This is a genomic window from Pseudomonas sp. R3-52-08 (genome assembly GCF_003851745.1).
In the GTDB taxonomy this organism is placed as follows: Bacteria; Pseudomonadota; Gammaproteobacteria; order Pseudomonadales; family Pseudomonadaceae; genus Aquipseudomonas.
Map to the genome: position 1 here is coordinate 5,819,937 of NZ_CP027730.1, position 15,837 is coordinate 5,835,773.

A 15,837-nucleotide genomic window follows, 5' to 3' on the forward strand; every position below is an offset into this window, starting at 1 on the left:
AGGTCTCTGTTCCAATCGGCTTGCCATAATCGCAACTGCCTGAATCTCGAAGTGCTGCGCACCCAGGGCCAGCTCAGCACCCGCAGCGAATACGACCGCAGCGGCCGCCTGCGCTCACGCCAACGCCGCCTCGCCAGCCAACCTTCATTGATGCCGGCAGCGGCGCAAAAGAACTTCGAGTAGGACGCCGCCGCCAACCTGCTCGACGGCCCGCAGGCCGGTGCCGGGTTGGTGGTGCATAACAAGCTGCTGACCTATCAGGACAAGCGTTACCGCTATGACGCGTTTGGGCGGATGATCGAGAAACGCAGTGCCAAGCGCGGCGTGCAGCGGTTTGCGTATGACGCTGAAAGCCGATTGATTGAAGTGCGTAATGACAATGGCAGCATCGTCAGGATGACGTATGACCCGCTGGGGCGCAGGGTTGAGAAAACCGAGCAAGGTTAAATCCTGTACGTAGAGAAGAGACCGCTGCATGAAAACACTTACAGCCCCCAAGCCAGGCGATCTGTTTTATATCCCGGCCGTCAATGCTTCAGATGAACCAGGGTTTGTGATCGCACGTTATATCGCTCATTCCCCCGGCGCTTGGGCATTTGATCGAGGTTTTTGCGAAATTCCATACACAAATACCCGATTCGATTACCGACATAGACACTTCAAAACGCCTATTCCGCCCAATTTTTTGCAGCATGCGTTTTTCAGGCATTCCTCGTTGGAAGATTCTTTTCAGCGATCCAAACTACCAAAAGACGATCTCCAGATATGACGAGATTCAATTTGCGTTTGATTCTGAAATTTGGACGGGAGGGGTCAGCAAACCCGCGAGCGAACGGCAGTTAGCCAACATTGAGCCTTCCATTTGCTGGCGTATGGATCACCTCATCTTCAGGGTGATTGCCCATCTTCGTGGCGCGCTGGCAGAGAATGAGCCGATGGATTATGAGCGCTTGCCCCCCGACTTGCGGGTAGACAGCACCGTTGCATCGGAACGAGTAAACAAAGCGGTCATCAGTGCGCAGGCCTTATTCAAGGCCCACTAAAAATGGGCACCCAACCCAGTTGGCGTGCCCATTCTTCTTACCCTCCCGCCTCCCTTCGAGAACGGCACCGTTTCTTACGGGTTGACGCTGTCTTTGAGCGACTTGCCCGGCTTGAACGCTACGGTGTTGCTGGCCTTGATCTTCACAGGCTCACCGGTTTGCGGGTTTTTGCCGGTGCGGGCGCCGCGGTGGCGTTGCAGGAAAGTGCCGAAGCCGACCAGGGTAACGCTGTCCTTGCGGTGCAGGGCGCCGGTGATTTCTTCGAGAACGGCGTTGAGTACGCGGTTGGCCTGTTCTTTGGTGAGATCGGCTTTTTCAGCGATGGCGGCTGCGAGATCTGGTTTACGCATATATGAAGCCTCTTTGACGGTTTTTTGTTGTTATGTCCGTGCTGCTCTCTGGTGGAGCAGCGCCAAGGCGCCGCAGGCTCTACTCTGCGGCAGACGGGAGTGAGGATGGCATGCCCTCGCACGCTCCGCCAGCCTCGCCGCGACCTTTATACGGGTAAGAAGGGGCTGATTCCGACAGAACGACCAGCATTTACGCCAGCAGTGGCGGAAGTTCCTTATTCAATGCCAGTTTTTCCATGACGGCGGTACCGGTCAGCGCATAGCCCAGCAGGCGACCGCTGGCGTCGCGGCACAGGGCCTTGATGTCGGCGCCCTCGCCTTCGACACTCCATACGCCTTCGCTGCCGCGTGGAGGCGGTGAGACCACCAGCGGGCAGACCGGGGTTTTTACGGTGATCGGCATCGGCCCGTAGCTGACGGCCGTGGCATTGCCTGCCAGGGTCTGGGCCAAGGCGCGGGCGCAACTCATCAAGGGCATGACGTACAGCAGGTTCAAGCCATCGACTTCGGCGCAGTCGCCCAAGGCGTAGATATTAGCGTGAGAGGTCTTGAGGTGACGATCCACCATGATGCCCCGGTTGACTTGCAGGCCGGCCGCCGCCGCCAGATCTATGCGTGGGCGCAGGCCGATGGCGGACACCACCAGGTCGCACTGGATCACTTCACCGTCAGACAGATGGGCTTCGAGGCCGTCAGCATTGCGTAGCAGGCGGTTGAGCACCGGCCCCAGGTGGAAACGCGCGCCAAGCCCTTCCAGCCCGGCTTGCACCGCAGCCGCCGCTGCCGGATGCAGCAGGGTCGGCATGACTTGTTCGCACGGCGCGACCAGATCGACTTCATAGCCGCCAAGGATCAGGTCGTTGGCAAATTCACAGCCGATCAGGCCGGCGCCGAGCAGCAGCACGCGGCGTTTGCCGGCAGCTGCGGCGCGAAAGCGGGCGTAGTCTTCGAGATCATTGATCGGGAAAACCAGCTCGGCGCCGTCACCCTCCACGGGTACGCGGACAGTCTCTGCGCCCCACGCCAGGATCAGGTCACGATAGGCCACCGATTCCTCGCCGATCCACAGACGCTTGTGGCCTGGGTCAATGCCGCTGATACGCGTGTGGGTGCGCACTTGCGCCTTGAGCTGCTCGGCCATGGTACCAGGTTCAGCCATGCTCAGGCCATCGGCTTCCTTGTTCTTGCCAAACCCGGTGGAAAGCATGGGCTTGGAGTAGGAGCGCCCGTCATCTGCGGTGATCAGCAGCAATGGGGTGTCGCCGTCGAGCTTGCGAAACTCCCGAGCTACGTTGTAACCGGCCAATCCTGTGCCAATGATCACGACAGGTGCGTTCATTCCTTTCTCCTTGTAGTACGTTTCGTAAACTTCGAATTAGCCGATTTCGATCATTTCGAAATCCATTTTGCCCACGCCGCAGTCCGGGCACAGCCAATCTTCCGGGACGTCCTGCCACGGGGTGCCAGGAGCGATTCCGTCATCCGGCCAGCCATCCGCTTCGTTGTAAATCAGGCCACAGACGATACATTGCCACTTCTTCATTACTTGCTTCCTCAGGGTCCAGGCATCTTGGCCGACGGTCGATAAACCTGCGCTGCCGCTCGGCTCAGGGCGTTTTGTACTGATCGCGGCCGGCAGATGCAAGCACGATCGGCGCAAACGGCCGGTTCAGCGCGGCAAAAGTTCAGGACGCCATGGTAAGCTCGCCGCCTCTTTTGCCGCCAATATTGACTCGCCGTGCCGCACTCAATCACCCCTTCCGATGCTTGCCGATGGCTGCCCCAGAGCCTGCTGAGCCCAATGCCTGCGCCCCTGACCCTCGATTGGCTGTTCGATGAAGGCTCGCTGACGCGGCGGCTGACGGGGCTGTCCGCGAACGGCTTCAGCGTGACGCCGCTGCTCGAGGGCTGGCAAGCGTTGCGCGACGATGAATGCGCGGCGCTGGACCTGCCCCCGGCGACTATCGGCTGGGTACGCGAGGTGTATTTGCGCGGGCATGGCCAACCTTGGGTATTTGCCCGCAGTGTCGCGTCGCGCGACGCGTTGCAGGGCGACGGCTTGCATATGGATGAGTTGGGCAGCCGGTCGCTGGGCGAGTTGTTGTTCTGCGACCGCGCCTTTACCCGCCAGCCGATCGAGGTGTGCCATTACCCAGGGCCATGGCTACCCACGGCGGATCAGGCCGACGGGCTGTGGGCACGTCGCTCGCGCTTTGATCGCGGATCGCTGAGCGTGCTGGTGGCGGAAGTTTTCCTGCCGAGTTTCTGGCAGGTGCTGCAGGACCATCCGGAGAACCGCTGATGTATCAACGCGCACTCAAATCCTTGAATCGCCTGAACCCCAGGGCCTGGGATTTCATTCAGCTGACGCGCATGGACAAGCCTATCGGCATCTACCTGCTGCTGTGGCCGACGCTATGGGCGCTGTGGATCGCCGGCAAGGGCTCGCCGTCGCTGCTCAACATCATGATTTTCGTGCTGGGCGTGGTGCTGACCCGTGCCGGTGGCTGTGTGATCAATGACTGGGCCGACCGCAAGGTCGACGGCCATGTGAAACGCACCGAGCAACGTCCGCTGGTCAGCGGCAGGATCAGTTCGAAAGAGGCGTTGGTGTTTTTTGCGCTGTTGATGGGCGTCAGCTTCCTGCTGGTGCTGCTGACCAACGCCAGCACCATCCTGCTGTCCCTCGGCGGGCTGGCACTGGCGGCGAGCTATCCGTTCATGAAGCGCTACACCTATTACCCGCAGGTGGTGTTGGGCGCGGCGTTTTCATGGGGCATGCCGATGGCGTTCACGGCCGAGACCGGCCACCTGCCGGCCGAGGCGTGGCTGCTGTACATCGCCAACCTGTTGTGGACGGTGGGTTACGACACCTATTACGCGATGACCGACCGCGACGACGACGTGAAGATCGGGGTGAAATCCACCGCGATTCTGTTTGGTGATGCTGACCGTGTGATCATTCTCACCCTGCAGGGCCTGGCGCTGGTGTGCCTGTTGCTCGCGGGGGCTCGGTTCGAGCTGGGCGGCTGGTTCCACCTCGGGCTGCTGGCGGCGGCGGGCTGTTTTGCCTGGGAATTCTGGTACACCCGGGACAGGGATCGCATGAAGTGCTTCAAGGCCTTCTTGCACAACCATTGGGCGGGGTTGGCGATTTTCGTGGGGATTGTGGCTGACTACGGGTTGCGATGAGAGGATTGCGGTGACTGTTCTGACGCTATCGGGGGCAAGCCCCCTCCCACATTTGAAAGCGTTCACAAATCAATTGTGGGAGGGGGCTTGCCCCCGATGATCTTAGAGGCGCAACAGCCTCAAGGCTTGATGATGTGCCAAACCCCACCCTTGCCATCACCGGTCTTGTCCCCGGCCTTCTTGTCATCCTTGTAGGTGTAGACCGGCTTGCCTTTGTAGGCCCATTGGCTGGTCTGGTCGTCGCGGGTGATGACTGTCCAGTCGCCAGCCTTGGTATCGGTAGACTCCGCCTTCAGTGGCGGCCAGTTGGTCGCGCACTGGTCCTTGCACACTGATTTGCCATCGGCATCCTTGTCGAAGGTGTAGAGGGTCAAGCCATTTTGATCGACCAACATCCCATCTTTCGTCATCGCAGGTTCTGCGGCGAAGGCCACGCCCGGCAGCGTCAATGCGGCCGCTACCAGCAGGGCTTTCCAGGAAATCGTGCTGTAAGTCATCGGAACCTTCCTTTTGTGGTTGTCAGGATTCGGACCCAAAGGGTAGTCCAGAGTGCCGTGAATTGCCCAAGCGTCTAAATTACTGTCACACGACTGCAATAATTCCGTTATCTAATGCGGCGCAAGACAGTTAAATGACAAGAGGATTTTGAGCATGGTTGGCAGGAGCATTCTGATTGTTGACGACGAAGCGCCCATTCGCGAGATGATCGCCGTTGCGTTGGAAATGGCCGGCTACGACTGCCTGGAGGCGGAGAACTCCCAGCAGGCCCATGCCATTATCGTCGACCGCAAGCCGGACCTGATCCTGCTCGACTGGATGCTCCCCGGCACCTCCGGCATCGAACTGGCCCGGCGCCTCAAGCGTGACGAACTGACCGGGGATATCCCGATCATCATGCTCACCGCCAAGGGCGAAGAGGACAACAAGATCCAGGGCCTGGAAGTCGGCGCCGATGACTACATCACCAAGCCTTTTTCCCCTCGAGAGCTGGTCGCGCGCCTCAAAGCCGTACTGCGCCGGGCCGGCCCGACCGATGGCGAAGCGCCCATCGAAGTCGACGGCCTGATCCTGGACCCGATCAGCCACCGGGTGACCATCGACGGCAAGCCGGCCGAAATGGGCCCGACCGAATACCGCCTGCTGCAGTTTTTCATGACCCATCAGGAACGCGCCTACACCCGCGGCCAACTGCTGGACCAAGTGTGGGGCGGCAATGTGTACGTGGAGGAGCGCACGGTCGACGTGCATATCCGCCGCCTGCGCAAAGCCTTGGGCGATGCCTATGAGAATCTGGTACAAACCGTGCGTGGCACGGGCTACCGGTTTTCAACCAAAGGTTGAAACCTGGCTGCAAGTGATCAGCTACAAGCGGCAAGACAAAACCGCCTCGCTCTGACTTGAAGCTTGCAGCTTGAAACTTAAAGCTGCTCCCAAGGACGCTCCATGAACCAAAACTGGCATGGCACCCTGATTCGCCACATGCTCCTGCTGATCACCGGTTGCCTGCTGGTCGGGCTGATCAGTGGTTATTACGGCTGGAGCCTGGCCATCGGCATCGCCCTGTACCTGGGCTGGACCCTCAAACAATTGCTGCGCCTGCACGAATGGCTGCGCCAGCACAAACCCGACGAAGCACCGCCCGACGGTTACGGCCTGTGGGGCGAGGTGTTTGACAGCATCTACCACCTGCAACGTCGCGACCAACGGGTGCGCGGGCGCCTGCAAGCGGTGATCGACCGGGTACAGGAGTCCACTGCCGCGCTCAAGGACGCGGTGATCATGCTCGACAGCGACGGCAACCTGGAATGGTGGAACCGCGCCGCCGAGACCCTGCTGGGCCTCAAGACGCCCCAGGACAGCGGCCAGCCGGTGACCAACCTGGTGCGCCATCCGCGCTTCAAGGAATACTTCGAGCAGGACAACTACGAAGAAGCCCTGGAAATCCCCTCGCCCACCAACGACCGCGTGCGTATCCAGTTGTACCTGACGCGCTACGGCAACAACGAGCACTTGATGCTGGTGCGCGACGTGACCCGCATTCATCAGTTGGAACAGATGCGCAAAGACTTCGTCGCCAACGTTTCCCACGAGCTGCGCACACCGTTGACGGTGATCTGCGGCTATCTGGAGACGCTGCTCGACAATGTCGAGGCGATCAACCCGCGCTGGAGTCGCGCCCTGCAGCAAATGCAGCAGCAAGGCTCACGCATGCAAACCCTGCTCAACGACCTGTTGCTGCTGGCCAAGCTTGAAGCCACTGATTATCCGTCGGACAACCACCCCGTGGCCGTGCAGAGCCTGCTGTACACCATCAAGAATGACGCCAAGGCCCTGTCCGGCGAGCGCGGCCAGCACATTACCCTGGAAGCCGACCCGCTGGTGTTGCTCAAGGGCAGCGAAGGCGAGCTGCGCAGTGCGTTCTCCAATCTGGTGTTCAACGCGGTGAAATACACCCAGGACAACGGCAATATCCGCATCCGCTGGTGGGCTGACGCACACGGCGCGCACCTGAGCGTGCAGGATTCCGGCATCGGCATCGACGCCAAGCACCTGCCGCGCTTGACCGAACGCTTCTACCGCGTCGATTCCAGCCGCAACTCCAACACCGGCGGCACCGGGCTGGGCCTGGCGATCGTCAAGCACGTGCTGCTGCGCCATCGCGCCCGCCTGGAAATCAGCAGCGTGCTGGGACACGGCAGCACGTTTACCTGCCACTTTCCCCCCGCGCAGGTGACCCGCTCGCAGGTGATCGGCACCGACGAATAACCCGCAGACGCTACAAGACTAATGTGGGAGGGGGCTTGCCCCCGATAGCGGTGTATCAGTATCAGATGTGCTGACTGACACCCTGCTATCGGGGGCAAGCCCCCTCCCACATTTGGACTTGCAGTGTCTTGAAGGGCGCATTCCAGGCCCCGCCCGGCAGTGAGTACTAGGCAAGCGCCCCGTCAGCCGCTACATTGGCCGACTTGCGCCTGCTTTTCAGGCCTGCTCCCCCCCTATTGAACATACGGAACCTGCAAAACCCCATCATGGACCCTTCCCCTGGTATCACCCTCGCTACACTTTTCGCCGATTTCGGCATGATTCTATTTGCACTGGTCTTGGTACTGCTCAACGGTTTCTTCGTTGCGGCGGAATTTGCCATGGTCAAACTGCGCTCGACGCGAGTCGAGGCCATCGCCCACACCAACGGCTGGCGCGGGCAGATCCTGCGCACCGTGCACAGCCAGCTCGACGCTTACCTGTCGGCCTGCCAGCTGGGCATCACCCTCGCCTCCCTGGGCCTGGGCTGGGTCGGTGAGCCGGCCTTCGCCCATATCCTCGAGCCGTTGTTGGGCGCCGCAGGCGTCGAGTCGCCGGAAGTGATCAAGGGCGTGTCGTTCTTTGCCGCCTTCTTCGTGATTTCCTACCTGCACATCGTGGTCGGTGAGTTGGCCCCCAAATCCTGGGCCATTCGCAAGCCCGAATTGCTGTCGCTGTGGACCGCCGTGCCGCTCTACCTGTTCTACTGGGCGATGTACCCGGCGATCTACCTGCTCAACGCCAGCGCCAACGCCATCCTGCGCATCGCAGGTCAAGGCGAGCCCGGCCCGCATCACGAACACCATTACAGCCGCGAAGAACTCAAGCTGATCCTGCACTCCAGCCGTGGCCAGGACCCCAGCGACCAAGGCATGCGCGTACTCGCCTCCGCCGTGGAAATGGGCGAACTGGAAGTGGTGGACTGGGCCAACTCCCGGGAAGACCTGGTTACCCTGGACTTCAACGCGCCCCTCAAGGAAATCCTCGCGTTGTTCCGCCGCCATAAATTCAGCCGTTACCCGGTGTATGACGCGGTGCGCAATGAGTTTGTGGGCCTGTTGCACATCAAGGACCTGCTGCTGGAACTGGCGGCCCTGGACCATATCCCCGAGTCGTTCAACCTGGCCGAACTGACCCGCCCGCTGGAGCGCGTATCGCGCCACATGCCGTTGTCGCAGTTGCTGGAGCAGTTCCGCAAAGGCGGCGCGCACTTTGCCCTGGTGGAAGAAGCCGATGGCAAGATCATCGGCTACCTGACCATGGAAGACGTGCTGGAAGTGCTGGTGGGCGATATTCAGGACGAACACCGCAAGGCCGAGCGCGGCATCCTCGCCTACCAGCCGGGCAAGCTGCTGGTGCGTGGCGACACCCCACTGTTCAAGGTAGAGCGCCTGCTCGGCGTCGACCTGGACCACATCGAAGCCGAAACCCTGGCCGGCCTGATCTACGACACCTTGAAGCGGGTGCCCGAAGAGGAAGAAGTGCTGGAGGTTGAAGGCTTGCGGATCATCATCAAGAAGATGAAAGGGCCGAAGATCGTGCTGGCCAAGGTGCTAATGCTGGACTGACTGCAGGAACGCAAACCAAATGTGGGAGGGGGCTTGCTCCCGATAGCAGTGTGTCAGCCACCCGATACAGTGACTGATACTCCGCAATCGGGAGCAAGCCCCCTCCCACATTGGTAAGTAGCCATCCTTCGGATCAAGCACCCGGCACGAAATGCTTCTGCGCCGTGCCCCGCGCGATCAGGCGGGAGATGTAGTCCAGCTTCTGCGCATCCTGGTCGATAAACCGGAAGGTCAGTTGCAGCCAGTCGCTGTCGGGCTTGGGCTCGTAGGCAACGATCGCGTGCAGGTAGCCATTGAGGCGCGCCACTTCAGCGTTTTCGCCTTGCTCAAGGTCGAGCACGGCGCTTTCCAGCACCTGGGGCAGGACCTCACCGCGACGCACCACCAACAACGCCTCCTTGATGCTCAGCGCCTTGATCACGCATTGCTGGGTGCCGCTGGACAGGCGCAACTGGCCTTGACCACGTCCGCCGGCAGGCGAAGGGGCCGGGGCGGCGGTGACAGGCGCGCTGTTGAGCAGGCCTCTGCTCGGGGCGGCGGCAACTGGTGCCGGCTTGACGGCATCAGGCTTGCCACCGGTCAGCGCGCTCAGGGAGTCGTTGCCGAAGGCCGAGTTCATCTTGGTCGGCGCGCTGGCGATCAACGCGTCGAGGCGGCCGATCTTGTGCAGCGCCTGCTTGACCTTGTTCAGCAATTGTTCGTTGGTGAACGGCTTGCTGACGTAACCGGAAACACCGGCCTGGATCGCCTGCACTACGTTTTCCTTGTCGCCACGGCTGGTCACCATCACGAACGGCATGGCCTTCAGATGGGCTTGCTCGCGGCACCAGGTCAACAGCTCAAGCCCGGACATCTCTGGCATTTCCCAGTCGCACAGCACCAGGTCGAAAGACTCGCGCATCAGAATGGATTGCGCCTTCTTGCCGTTCACCGCATCTTCGATCTGGATCCCGGGGAAGTAATTGCGCAGGCACTTCTTCACCAGGTCGCGAATAAACGAGGCGTCATCCACCACCAACACACTGACTTTGCTCATCGACCCTTCATCCTATAAAACCTTGCTGACAGTACGCCTGACTGATGGCAGTTTGCCAAAACTCTGCAGTCACGTTAGGACTTATTTGGCCCTATCCGCAATAAATTCCGCTCGCCGCAAACGAAAACGCCCGGCCAATGGCCGGGCGTTAATTTCTCGGGCAACCTTACTTATCGTCAGATTCGCCCGGAACATTAGGGATAAGATCAGCATTGCCTTCAACTTCGGCTTTCATGCGCTTGAGGCCCATGTGCCGAACGTCGGTGCCGCGCACCAGGTAAATCACCAATTCCGAGATATTGCGCGCATGGTCGCCGATGCGCTCCAGGGAGCGCAGCACCCAGATGATGCTCAAGACACGCGAGATAGAGCGCGGGTCTTCCATCATGTAGGTCGCCAGTTCACGCAGGGCGGTCTTGTATTCGCGATCGATGACCTTGTCGTACTGAGCCACCGACAGCGCCAGGTCCGCATCGAAACGCGCAAACGCATCGAGGGCATCGCGCACCATGTTGCGCACCTGGTCGCCGATATGGCGCACTTCCACGTAACCGCGCGGCGCTTCGCCTTCTTCGCACAGTTGGATGGCGCGGCGGGCGATCTTGGTGGCTTCGTCGCCGATACGCTCGAGGTCGATCACCGATTTGGAGATGCTGATGATCAAGCGCAGGTCGGACGCCGCCGGCTGGCGACGGGCAAGAATGCGCAGGCATTCTTCGTCGATGTTGCGTTCCATCTGGTTGATCTGGTCATCGATCTCACGCACTTGCTGGGCCAGGCCTGAGTCGGCCTCGATCAGCGCGGTGACCGCATCGTTGACTTGCTTCTCCACCAGGCCGCCCATCGCCAGGAGGTGGCTGCGCACTTCCTCAAGCTCGGCGTTGAACTGCGCGGAGATGTGGTGGGTAAGGCCTTCTTTGCTAATCATGGGTTTGCTCCGCAAACGCTGTAAGCGACAAGCTACAAGCTGCAAGTTGATAGGTGTCGTGGCACTGAACTGCTTTTACTTGCCGCTTGAAGCTTGCGGCTAGCACCCCAGCCCTAGCCATAGCGACCGGTGATGTAGTCTTCGGTCTGCTTCTTCGCCGGATTGGTGAACAGGGTATCGGTATCGCCAAACTCCACCAGCTTGCCCATGTACATGAACGCGGTGTAGTCGGACACCCGCGCCGCCTGCTGCATGTTGTGGGTCACGATGACGATGGTGAACTTGGATTTGAGCTCGTAGATCAGCTCTTCGACTTTGAGCGTCGAGATCGGGTCGAGCGCTGAGCACGGTTCGTCGAGCAACAGCACTTCAGGCTCCACGGCGATGGTGCGCGCGATCACCAGGCGCTGCTGCTGGCCGCCGGACAGGCCCAGGGCCGACTCGTGCAGACGGTCCTTGACCTCATCCCACAGCGCGGCCCCCTTGAGCGCCCATTCCACGGCTTCATCGAGGATGCGCTTCTTGTTGATGCCCTGGATGCGCAGGCCATAGACCACGTTTTCATAGATGGTCTTGGGAAACGGGTTGGGCTTCTGGAACACCATGCCCACGCGGCGGCGCAACTCGGCCACATCTTCGCCCTTGCGGTAGATGTTGGTGCCGTAGAGGTTGATCGCGCCTTCCACACGGCAACCGTCCACCAGGTCGTTCATGCGGTTGAAGGTGCGCAGCAGCGTGGACTTGCCGCAGCCCGACGGGCCGATGAAGGCGGTCACGCGCTGCTTGGGGATGTTCATGCTGACGTCGAACAGCGCCTGCTTTTCACCATAGTAGAGGCTCAGGCCGGGCACTTCGATGGCCACGGTTTCCTGGGCCAGGCTCAGGCTCTGCTTGTCGCGACCCAGGGCAGACATGTTGATGCCGTGGGAATGGGTTTCATGTTGCATGGGATGCTCCCTGTGCTACCAATTCATTTCATTGAACCGCCGGGGGCGGCTTACTCAAATTCTGTGTATGGCGCGGTCCAGTGTGGGAGGGGGCTTGCCCCCGATGGCAGTGTGTCAGCTTGCACATGTGTTCCTGATACACCGCTATCGGGGGCAAGCCCCCTCCCACATTGGATCGTGTCAGCTGTCCAACGCCTTGTACTTCTCGCGCAGGTGGTTACGTATCCACACCGCCGACAGGTTGAGCGTGGCGATCACCAGCACCAGCAGCAACGCGGTGGCGTACACCAGCGGCCGCGCCGCCTCGACGTTGGGGCTCTGGAAGCCGACGTCATAGATATGAAAGCCCAGGTGCATGATCTTCTGGTCAAGGTGCAGGTACGGGTAGTTACCGTCCAACGGCAGCGACGGGGCCAGCTTCACCACGCCGACCAGCATCAGCGGCGCCACTTCACCGGCGGCACGGGCCACGGCGAGGATCATGCCGGTCATCATCGCCGGGCTGGCCATTGGCAGCACGATCTTCCACAGCGTTTCCGCCTTGGTCGCGCCGAGTGCCAGGGACCCTTCACGCACGGTGCGAGGTATGCGCGCCAGGCCTTCTTCAGTCGCCACGATCACCACCGGCACCGCCAGCAGCGCCAGGGTCAGCGAGGCCCAAAGCAGGCCCGGCGTACCGAAGGTCGGCGCCGGCAAGGCTTCGGCGAAGAACAGCCGGTCCACCGAGCCACCCAGTACATACACGAAGAAGCCCAGGCCGAACACGCCGTAGACGATGGCCGGCACGCCCGCCAGGTTGTTGACCGCGATGCGTATGATCCGCGTCAGGGCGTTCTGCTTGGCGTATTCACGCAGGTACACCGCCGCCAGCACGCCGAACGGCGTCACGATCATCGCCATGATCAGGGTCATCATCACGGTGCCGAAGATCGCCGGGAAGATCCCGCCTTCAGTGTTGGCTTCCCGTGGGTCGTCGCTCAAGAATTCCCAGACCTTGCTGAAGTAGAAGCCGATCTTGGTCATCGTGCCCATGGCGTTCGGCTGGTAGGCATGCACCACCTTGCCGATGCCGATTTCGATTTCCTTGCCGTTGCCGTCACGGGCCGTCAGCGCGTCGCGGTTGAACTGCGCGTGCAGGTCGGCCAGGCGCGCTTCGATGTCCTGATAGCGGGCGTTCAGTTCGGCGCGGTCGGCATCCATGTCGGCTTGGGCGGCGGCGTCGAGCTTGCCTTCCAGTTCCAGCTTGCGGCCGTGCAGGCGGACGCGCTCCAGCCCGGCGTTGATCGCGCCGATATCGGTTTTTTCCAGGCTCTTGAGCTGGGCGGCGAGCTTGTTGACCCGATCTACGCGGGCTTGCAGCTCCGGCCATGCGGCCTCACCCTCGGCGACGACCTTGCCGTCCTGCTTGACGTTGACCAGGGTGCCGTAGAAGTTACCCCACTCACGTCGCTCGATGGTCATCAACTGCACCGGTTTGGTCTGGTCCTTCAACCATTCGCCGACGATCCAGGTGAAATCATTGCCGTTCAAATCACGGTTGCCGACCTTGATCAGCTCGCGAGTCATGAACTCCGGGCCTTCATCGGGCACCGGCAGGCCAGCGCTTTTCAGGCGCTCGCGGGGCACTTCTTCCTTCTGCACCACTTCGCCGATGACGATATGGTTTTCCTGGCCCGGCACGTTGTAGGTGGCCTGGATCAGGTCAGCCGGCCAGAAGTGGCCCAAACCGCGCACCGCAATCACCGCCAGCAAACCCAGGGTCATGATGACCGCGATGGACACCGCGCCACCGCTGATCCAGACGCCGGGGGCGCCGCTCTTGAACCATCCATTCAGGGAGTTCTGTTTCACAGACTTCTACCTTTCTTAAAGCGACGAGTATTTCTTGCGCAGACGCTGACGAATCAGCTCGGCGAGGGTGTTCATGATGAAAGTGAACAGCAGCAGCACCAGCGCCGAGAGGAACAGTACGCGGTAGTGACTGCCGCCCACTTCCGACTCGGGCATTTCCACCGCGACGTTGGCCGCCAGCGTGCGCAGGCCTTCGAACAGGTTCATCTCCATCACCGGCGTGTTACCGGTGGCCATCAGCACGATCATGGTCTCGCCAACCGCGCGGCCCATGCCGATCATCAGCGCAGAGAAGATGCCCGGGCTGGCGGTGAGGATGACCACGCGGGTCATGGTTTGCCATGGCGTGGCGCCCAGGGCCAGGGAGCCCAGGGTCAGGCCGCGCGGCACACTGAACACGGCGTCTTCAGCGATGGAGTAGATGTTCGGGATTACCGCAAAGCCCATGGCCAGGCCGACCACCAGGGCGTTGCGCTGGTCGTAGGTAATGCCCAGGTCATGGGAGATCCACATGCGCATGTCGCCACCGAAGAACCAGGTTTCCAAGTACGGGCTCATGTACAGCGAGAGCCAGCCCACGAACAGGATCACCGGGATCAGGATCGCGCTTTCCCAGCCATCGGGAACGCGCAGGCGGATCGATTCAGGCAAGCGGCTGAACACAAAGCCGGCCACCAGGATGCCGATCGGCAACAGCATCAGCAGGCTGAAAATCCCCGGCAGGTGCCCTTCCACATAGGGCGCCAGGAACAGGCCGGCGAAGAAGCCGAGGATCACCGTCGGCATCGCTTCCATCAACTCGATCACCGGCTTGACCTTGCGGCGCAGGGTCGGGGCCATGAAGTAAGCCGTGTAGATCGCGGCGGCAACGGCCAGCGGCGCGGCGAGCAACATCGCGTAGAACGCGGCCTTCAGCGTACCGAAGGTCAGCGGCGCCAGGCTCATCTTGGGTTCGAAGTCGGTGTTGGCGGCGGTCGATTGCCAGACGTATTTAGGCTCGTCGTAGTTCTCGTACCAGACCTTGCTCCACAGCGCGCTCCAGGACACTTCCGGGTGCGGATTGTCGAGCAGCAGCGGTTGCAGCTTGCCACCGGCCTCGACGATCACGCGGTTGGCCCGTGGTGACAGGCCGAACACGCCCTGGCCGTCGACCACCGGGTCGACCAGCAAGGTGCGGTGCGCGGTGCTGTGGAACACGCCGAACTGGCCGGAAGCGTCGAGGGCGGTGAAGCCTTTGCGACGTTCCTCAGCCGTGATTTCCATGATGGGCGCAGTGCCCATCTGGAAGGTACGGATTTGCTTGAGGCGCTGCTCGCCATCCGGGTCGCGGGCCATGAACCACTGGGCCAGGCCACCTTTGGAATTACCGACGATCAACGAGATGCCGCCCACCAGCTGGGTGCTGGCGGTGACTTCGGCATTGCCGTCTTCAAGCAGTTTGTAGCGACCGTTGAGGCTCTTGTCGCGCAGGCTGAACACATCGGCCAGGGCGCGACCGTTGATCACATACAACCATTGCTGGCGCGGGTCGATGAAGATCGCCTTCACCGGCTCGGTCATTTGCGGCAGTTCGACACGCTTCTGCTCGCTGGTGACTTCGCCGGTCATCATGTTTTCTTCACGGCTCAGGGTCAGCACGTTCAAGTGCGAACCGGCCGAGCCGGCCACCACCAGGGAGGTATCGGTGGCATTGAGCGCGACGTGCTCCAACGGGCGGCCGGCTTCATCCAACACGATCGGCGTTTCACCGTAGGGGTATTCGATCGCAGGGCTGATGGTTTTCTTGCCGTCCGGGTAGGACACCTTGTAGGTGTGGCGGAACACCATGGACTGGCCGTTGGACAGACCCAGGATCACCAACGGGCTGCCCGGCTGGTCTTCACCGATGGACACCACCTGGGTACCGGCCGGCAGTGGCAGGTCAACGCGCTTTAATTCAGCGCCAGTGTCGACTTCAAAGAACAGCGCCTGGCCCTTGTCGGAAACCCGCATGGCGACCTGGTTCTGTTCTTCAAGCGAGATCAGCAAGGGCTTGCCGGCGTCCTGCATCCAGGCGGGCGTCAGCGCGTCTTCCTTGGTCAGCGAGGCGCCCTGGAACAGCGGCGCAACGACATAGG

Annotated in this window: 15 protein-coding genes and 1 pseudogene; 7 read left to right on the forward strand and 9 right to left on the reverse strand. The window is 61.1% G+C overall.

What is annotated here, in order from left to right; genetic code table 11:
* Positions 1-30: 30 nt before the first annotated feature.
* Together C4J91_RS26955 and C4J91_RS26960 are read left to right on the forward strand one after the other, a co-directional pair.
* Positions 31-438 (forward strand): annotated as a pseudogene (locus C4J91_RS26955) (RHS repeat domain-containing protein); the annotation flags it as partial.
* 158 nt (positions 439-596) lie between these two features.
* The gene (locus C4J91_RS26960) at positions 597-1,043 is read left to right on the forward strand and encodes a hypothetical protein (RefSeq protein WP_256681634.1); all 447 of its coding nucleotides are present in this window, start codon (positions 597-599) and stop codon (positions 1,041-1,043) included.
* A gap of 74 nt (positions 1,044-1,117) precedes the next feature.
* Here the strand turns inward: C4J91_RS26960 and C4J91_RS26965 are convergent, their stop codons facing one another.
* From C4J91_RS26965 to C4J91_RS26975, 3 genes are all read right to left on the reverse strand, one after another.
* Complete coding sequence (locus C4J91_RS26965) at positions 1,118-1,393, reverse strand: HU family DNA-binding protein (RefSeq protein WP_003195589.1); 276 nt, start codon at positions 1,391-1,393, stop codon at positions 1,118-1,120.
* A gap of 190 nt (positions 1,394-1,583) precedes the next feature.
* Positions 1,584-2,732 carry an NAD(P)/FAD-dependent oxidoreductase gene (locus C4J91_RS26970; RefSeq protein WP_124365010.1) on the reverse strand — a complete coding sequence of 383 codons (1,149 nt, stop codon included), beginning with the start codon at positions 2,730-2,732 and terminating at the stop codon, positions 1,584-1,586.
* 36 nt (positions 2,733-2,768) lie between these two features.
* The gene (locus C4J91_RS26975) at positions 2,769-2,936 is read right to left on the reverse strand and encodes a rubredoxin (RefSeq protein ID WP_095093029.1); all 168 of its coding nucleotides are present in this window, start codon (positions 2,934-2,936) and stop codon (positions 2,769-2,771) included.
* A gap of 195 nt (positions 2,937-3,131) precedes the next feature.
* Between C4J91_RS26975 and C4J91_RS26980 the strand changes: the two genes are divergently transcribed.
* Positions 3,132-3,695 carry a chorismate lyase gene (locus tag C4J91_RS26980; protein ID WP_124365011.1) on the forward strand — a complete coding sequence of 188 codons (564 nt, stop codon included), beginning with the start codon at positions 3,132-3,134 and terminating at the stop codon, positions 3,693-3,695.
* Positions 3,695-4,585, forward strand: a complete 891-nt coding sequence (ubiA, locus tag C4J91_RS26985) for a 4-hydroxybenzoate octaprenyltransferase (protein ID WP_124365012.1) — start codon at positions 3,695-3,697, stop codon at positions 4,583-4,585. Before C4J91_RS26980 ends, ubiA begins: the two co-directional genes overlap by 1 nt.
* A 119-nt stretch (positions 4,586-4,704) precedes the next feature.
* Here the strand turns inward: ubiA and C4J91_RS26990 are convergent, their stop codons facing one another.
* Positions 4,705-5,082, reverse strand: a complete 378-nt coding sequence (locus tag C4J91_RS26990) for a hypothetical protein (RefSeq protein WP_124365013.1) — start codon at positions 5,080-5,082, stop codon at positions 4,705-4,707.
* Positions 5,083-5,236: 154 nt separating this feature from the next.
* Between C4J91_RS26990 and phoB the strand changes: the two genes are divergently transcribed.
* The 3 genes from phoB to C4J91_RS27005 all read left to right on the forward strand — a co-directional run bounded on the left by phoB (position 5,237) and on the right by C4J91_RS27005 (position 8,958).
* Positions 5,237-5,926 carry a phosphate regulon transcriptional regulator PhoB gene (gene phoB, locus C4J91_RS26995; protein WP_003195617.1) on the forward strand — a complete coding sequence of 230 codons (690 nt, stop codon included), beginning with the start codon at positions 5,237-5,239 and terminating at the stop codon, positions 5,924-5,926.
* A gap of 102 nt (positions 5,927-6,028) precedes the next feature.
* Positions 6,029-7,351, forward strand: coding sequence for a phosphate regulon sensor histidine kinase PhoR (phoR, locus tag C4J91_RS27000; protein WP_124365014.1), 1,323 nt, complete (start codon positions 6,029-6,031; stop codon positions 7,349-7,351).
* A 266-nt stretch (positions 7,352-7,617) separates the two neighbouring features.
* Positions 7,618-8,958 carry a hemolysin family protein gene (locus C4J91_RS27005; protein WP_124365015.1) on the forward strand — a complete coding sequence of 447 codons (1,341 nt, stop codon included), beginning with the start codon at positions 7,618-7,620 and terminating at the stop codon, positions 8,956-8,958.
* A gap of 133 nt (positions 8,959-9,091) precedes the next feature.
* Here the strand turns inward: C4J91_RS27005 and C4J91_RS27010 are convergent, their stop codons facing one another.
* From C4J91_RS27010 to C4J91_RS27030, 5 genes are all read right to left on the reverse strand, one after another.
* A complete protein-coding gene (locus C4J91_RS27010; RefSeq protein ID WP_124365016.1) occupies positions 9,092-9,994 on the reverse strand; it encodes a response regulator in 903 nt (300 codons plus the stop codon).
* A 166-nt stretch (positions 9,995-10,160) separates the two neighbouring features.
* Positions 10,161-10,922, reverse strand: coding sequence for a phosphate signaling complex protein PhoU (gene phoU / locus C4J91_RS27015; RefSeq protein WP_065953276.1), 762 nt, complete (start codon positions 10,920-10,922; stop codon positions 10,161-10,163).
* A 113-nt stretch (positions 10,923-11,035) separates the two neighbouring features.
* A complete protein-coding gene (gene pstB / locus C4J91_RS27020) occupies positions 11,036-11,869 on the reverse strand; it encodes a phosphate ABC transporter ATP-binding protein PstB (RefSeq protein WP_048723523.1) in 834 nt (277 codons plus the stop codon).
* 180 nt (positions 11,870-12,049) lie between these two features.
* Positions 12,050-13,720 carry a phosphate ABC transporter permease PstA gene (pstA, locus tag C4J91_RS27025; RefSeq protein ID WP_124365017.1) on the reverse strand — a complete coding sequence of 557 codons (1,671 nt, stop codon included), beginning with the start codon at positions 13,718-13,720 and terminating at the stop codon, positions 12,050-12,052.
* A 15-nt stretch (positions 13,721-13,735) separates the two neighbouring features.
* Positions 13,736-15,769, reverse strand: coding sequence for an ABC transporter permease subunit (locus tag C4J91_RS27030; RefSeq protein WP_177412859.1), 2,034 nt, complete (start codon positions 15,767-15,769; stop codon positions 13,736-13,738).
* Positions 15,770-15,837 lie beyond the last annotated feature (68 nt).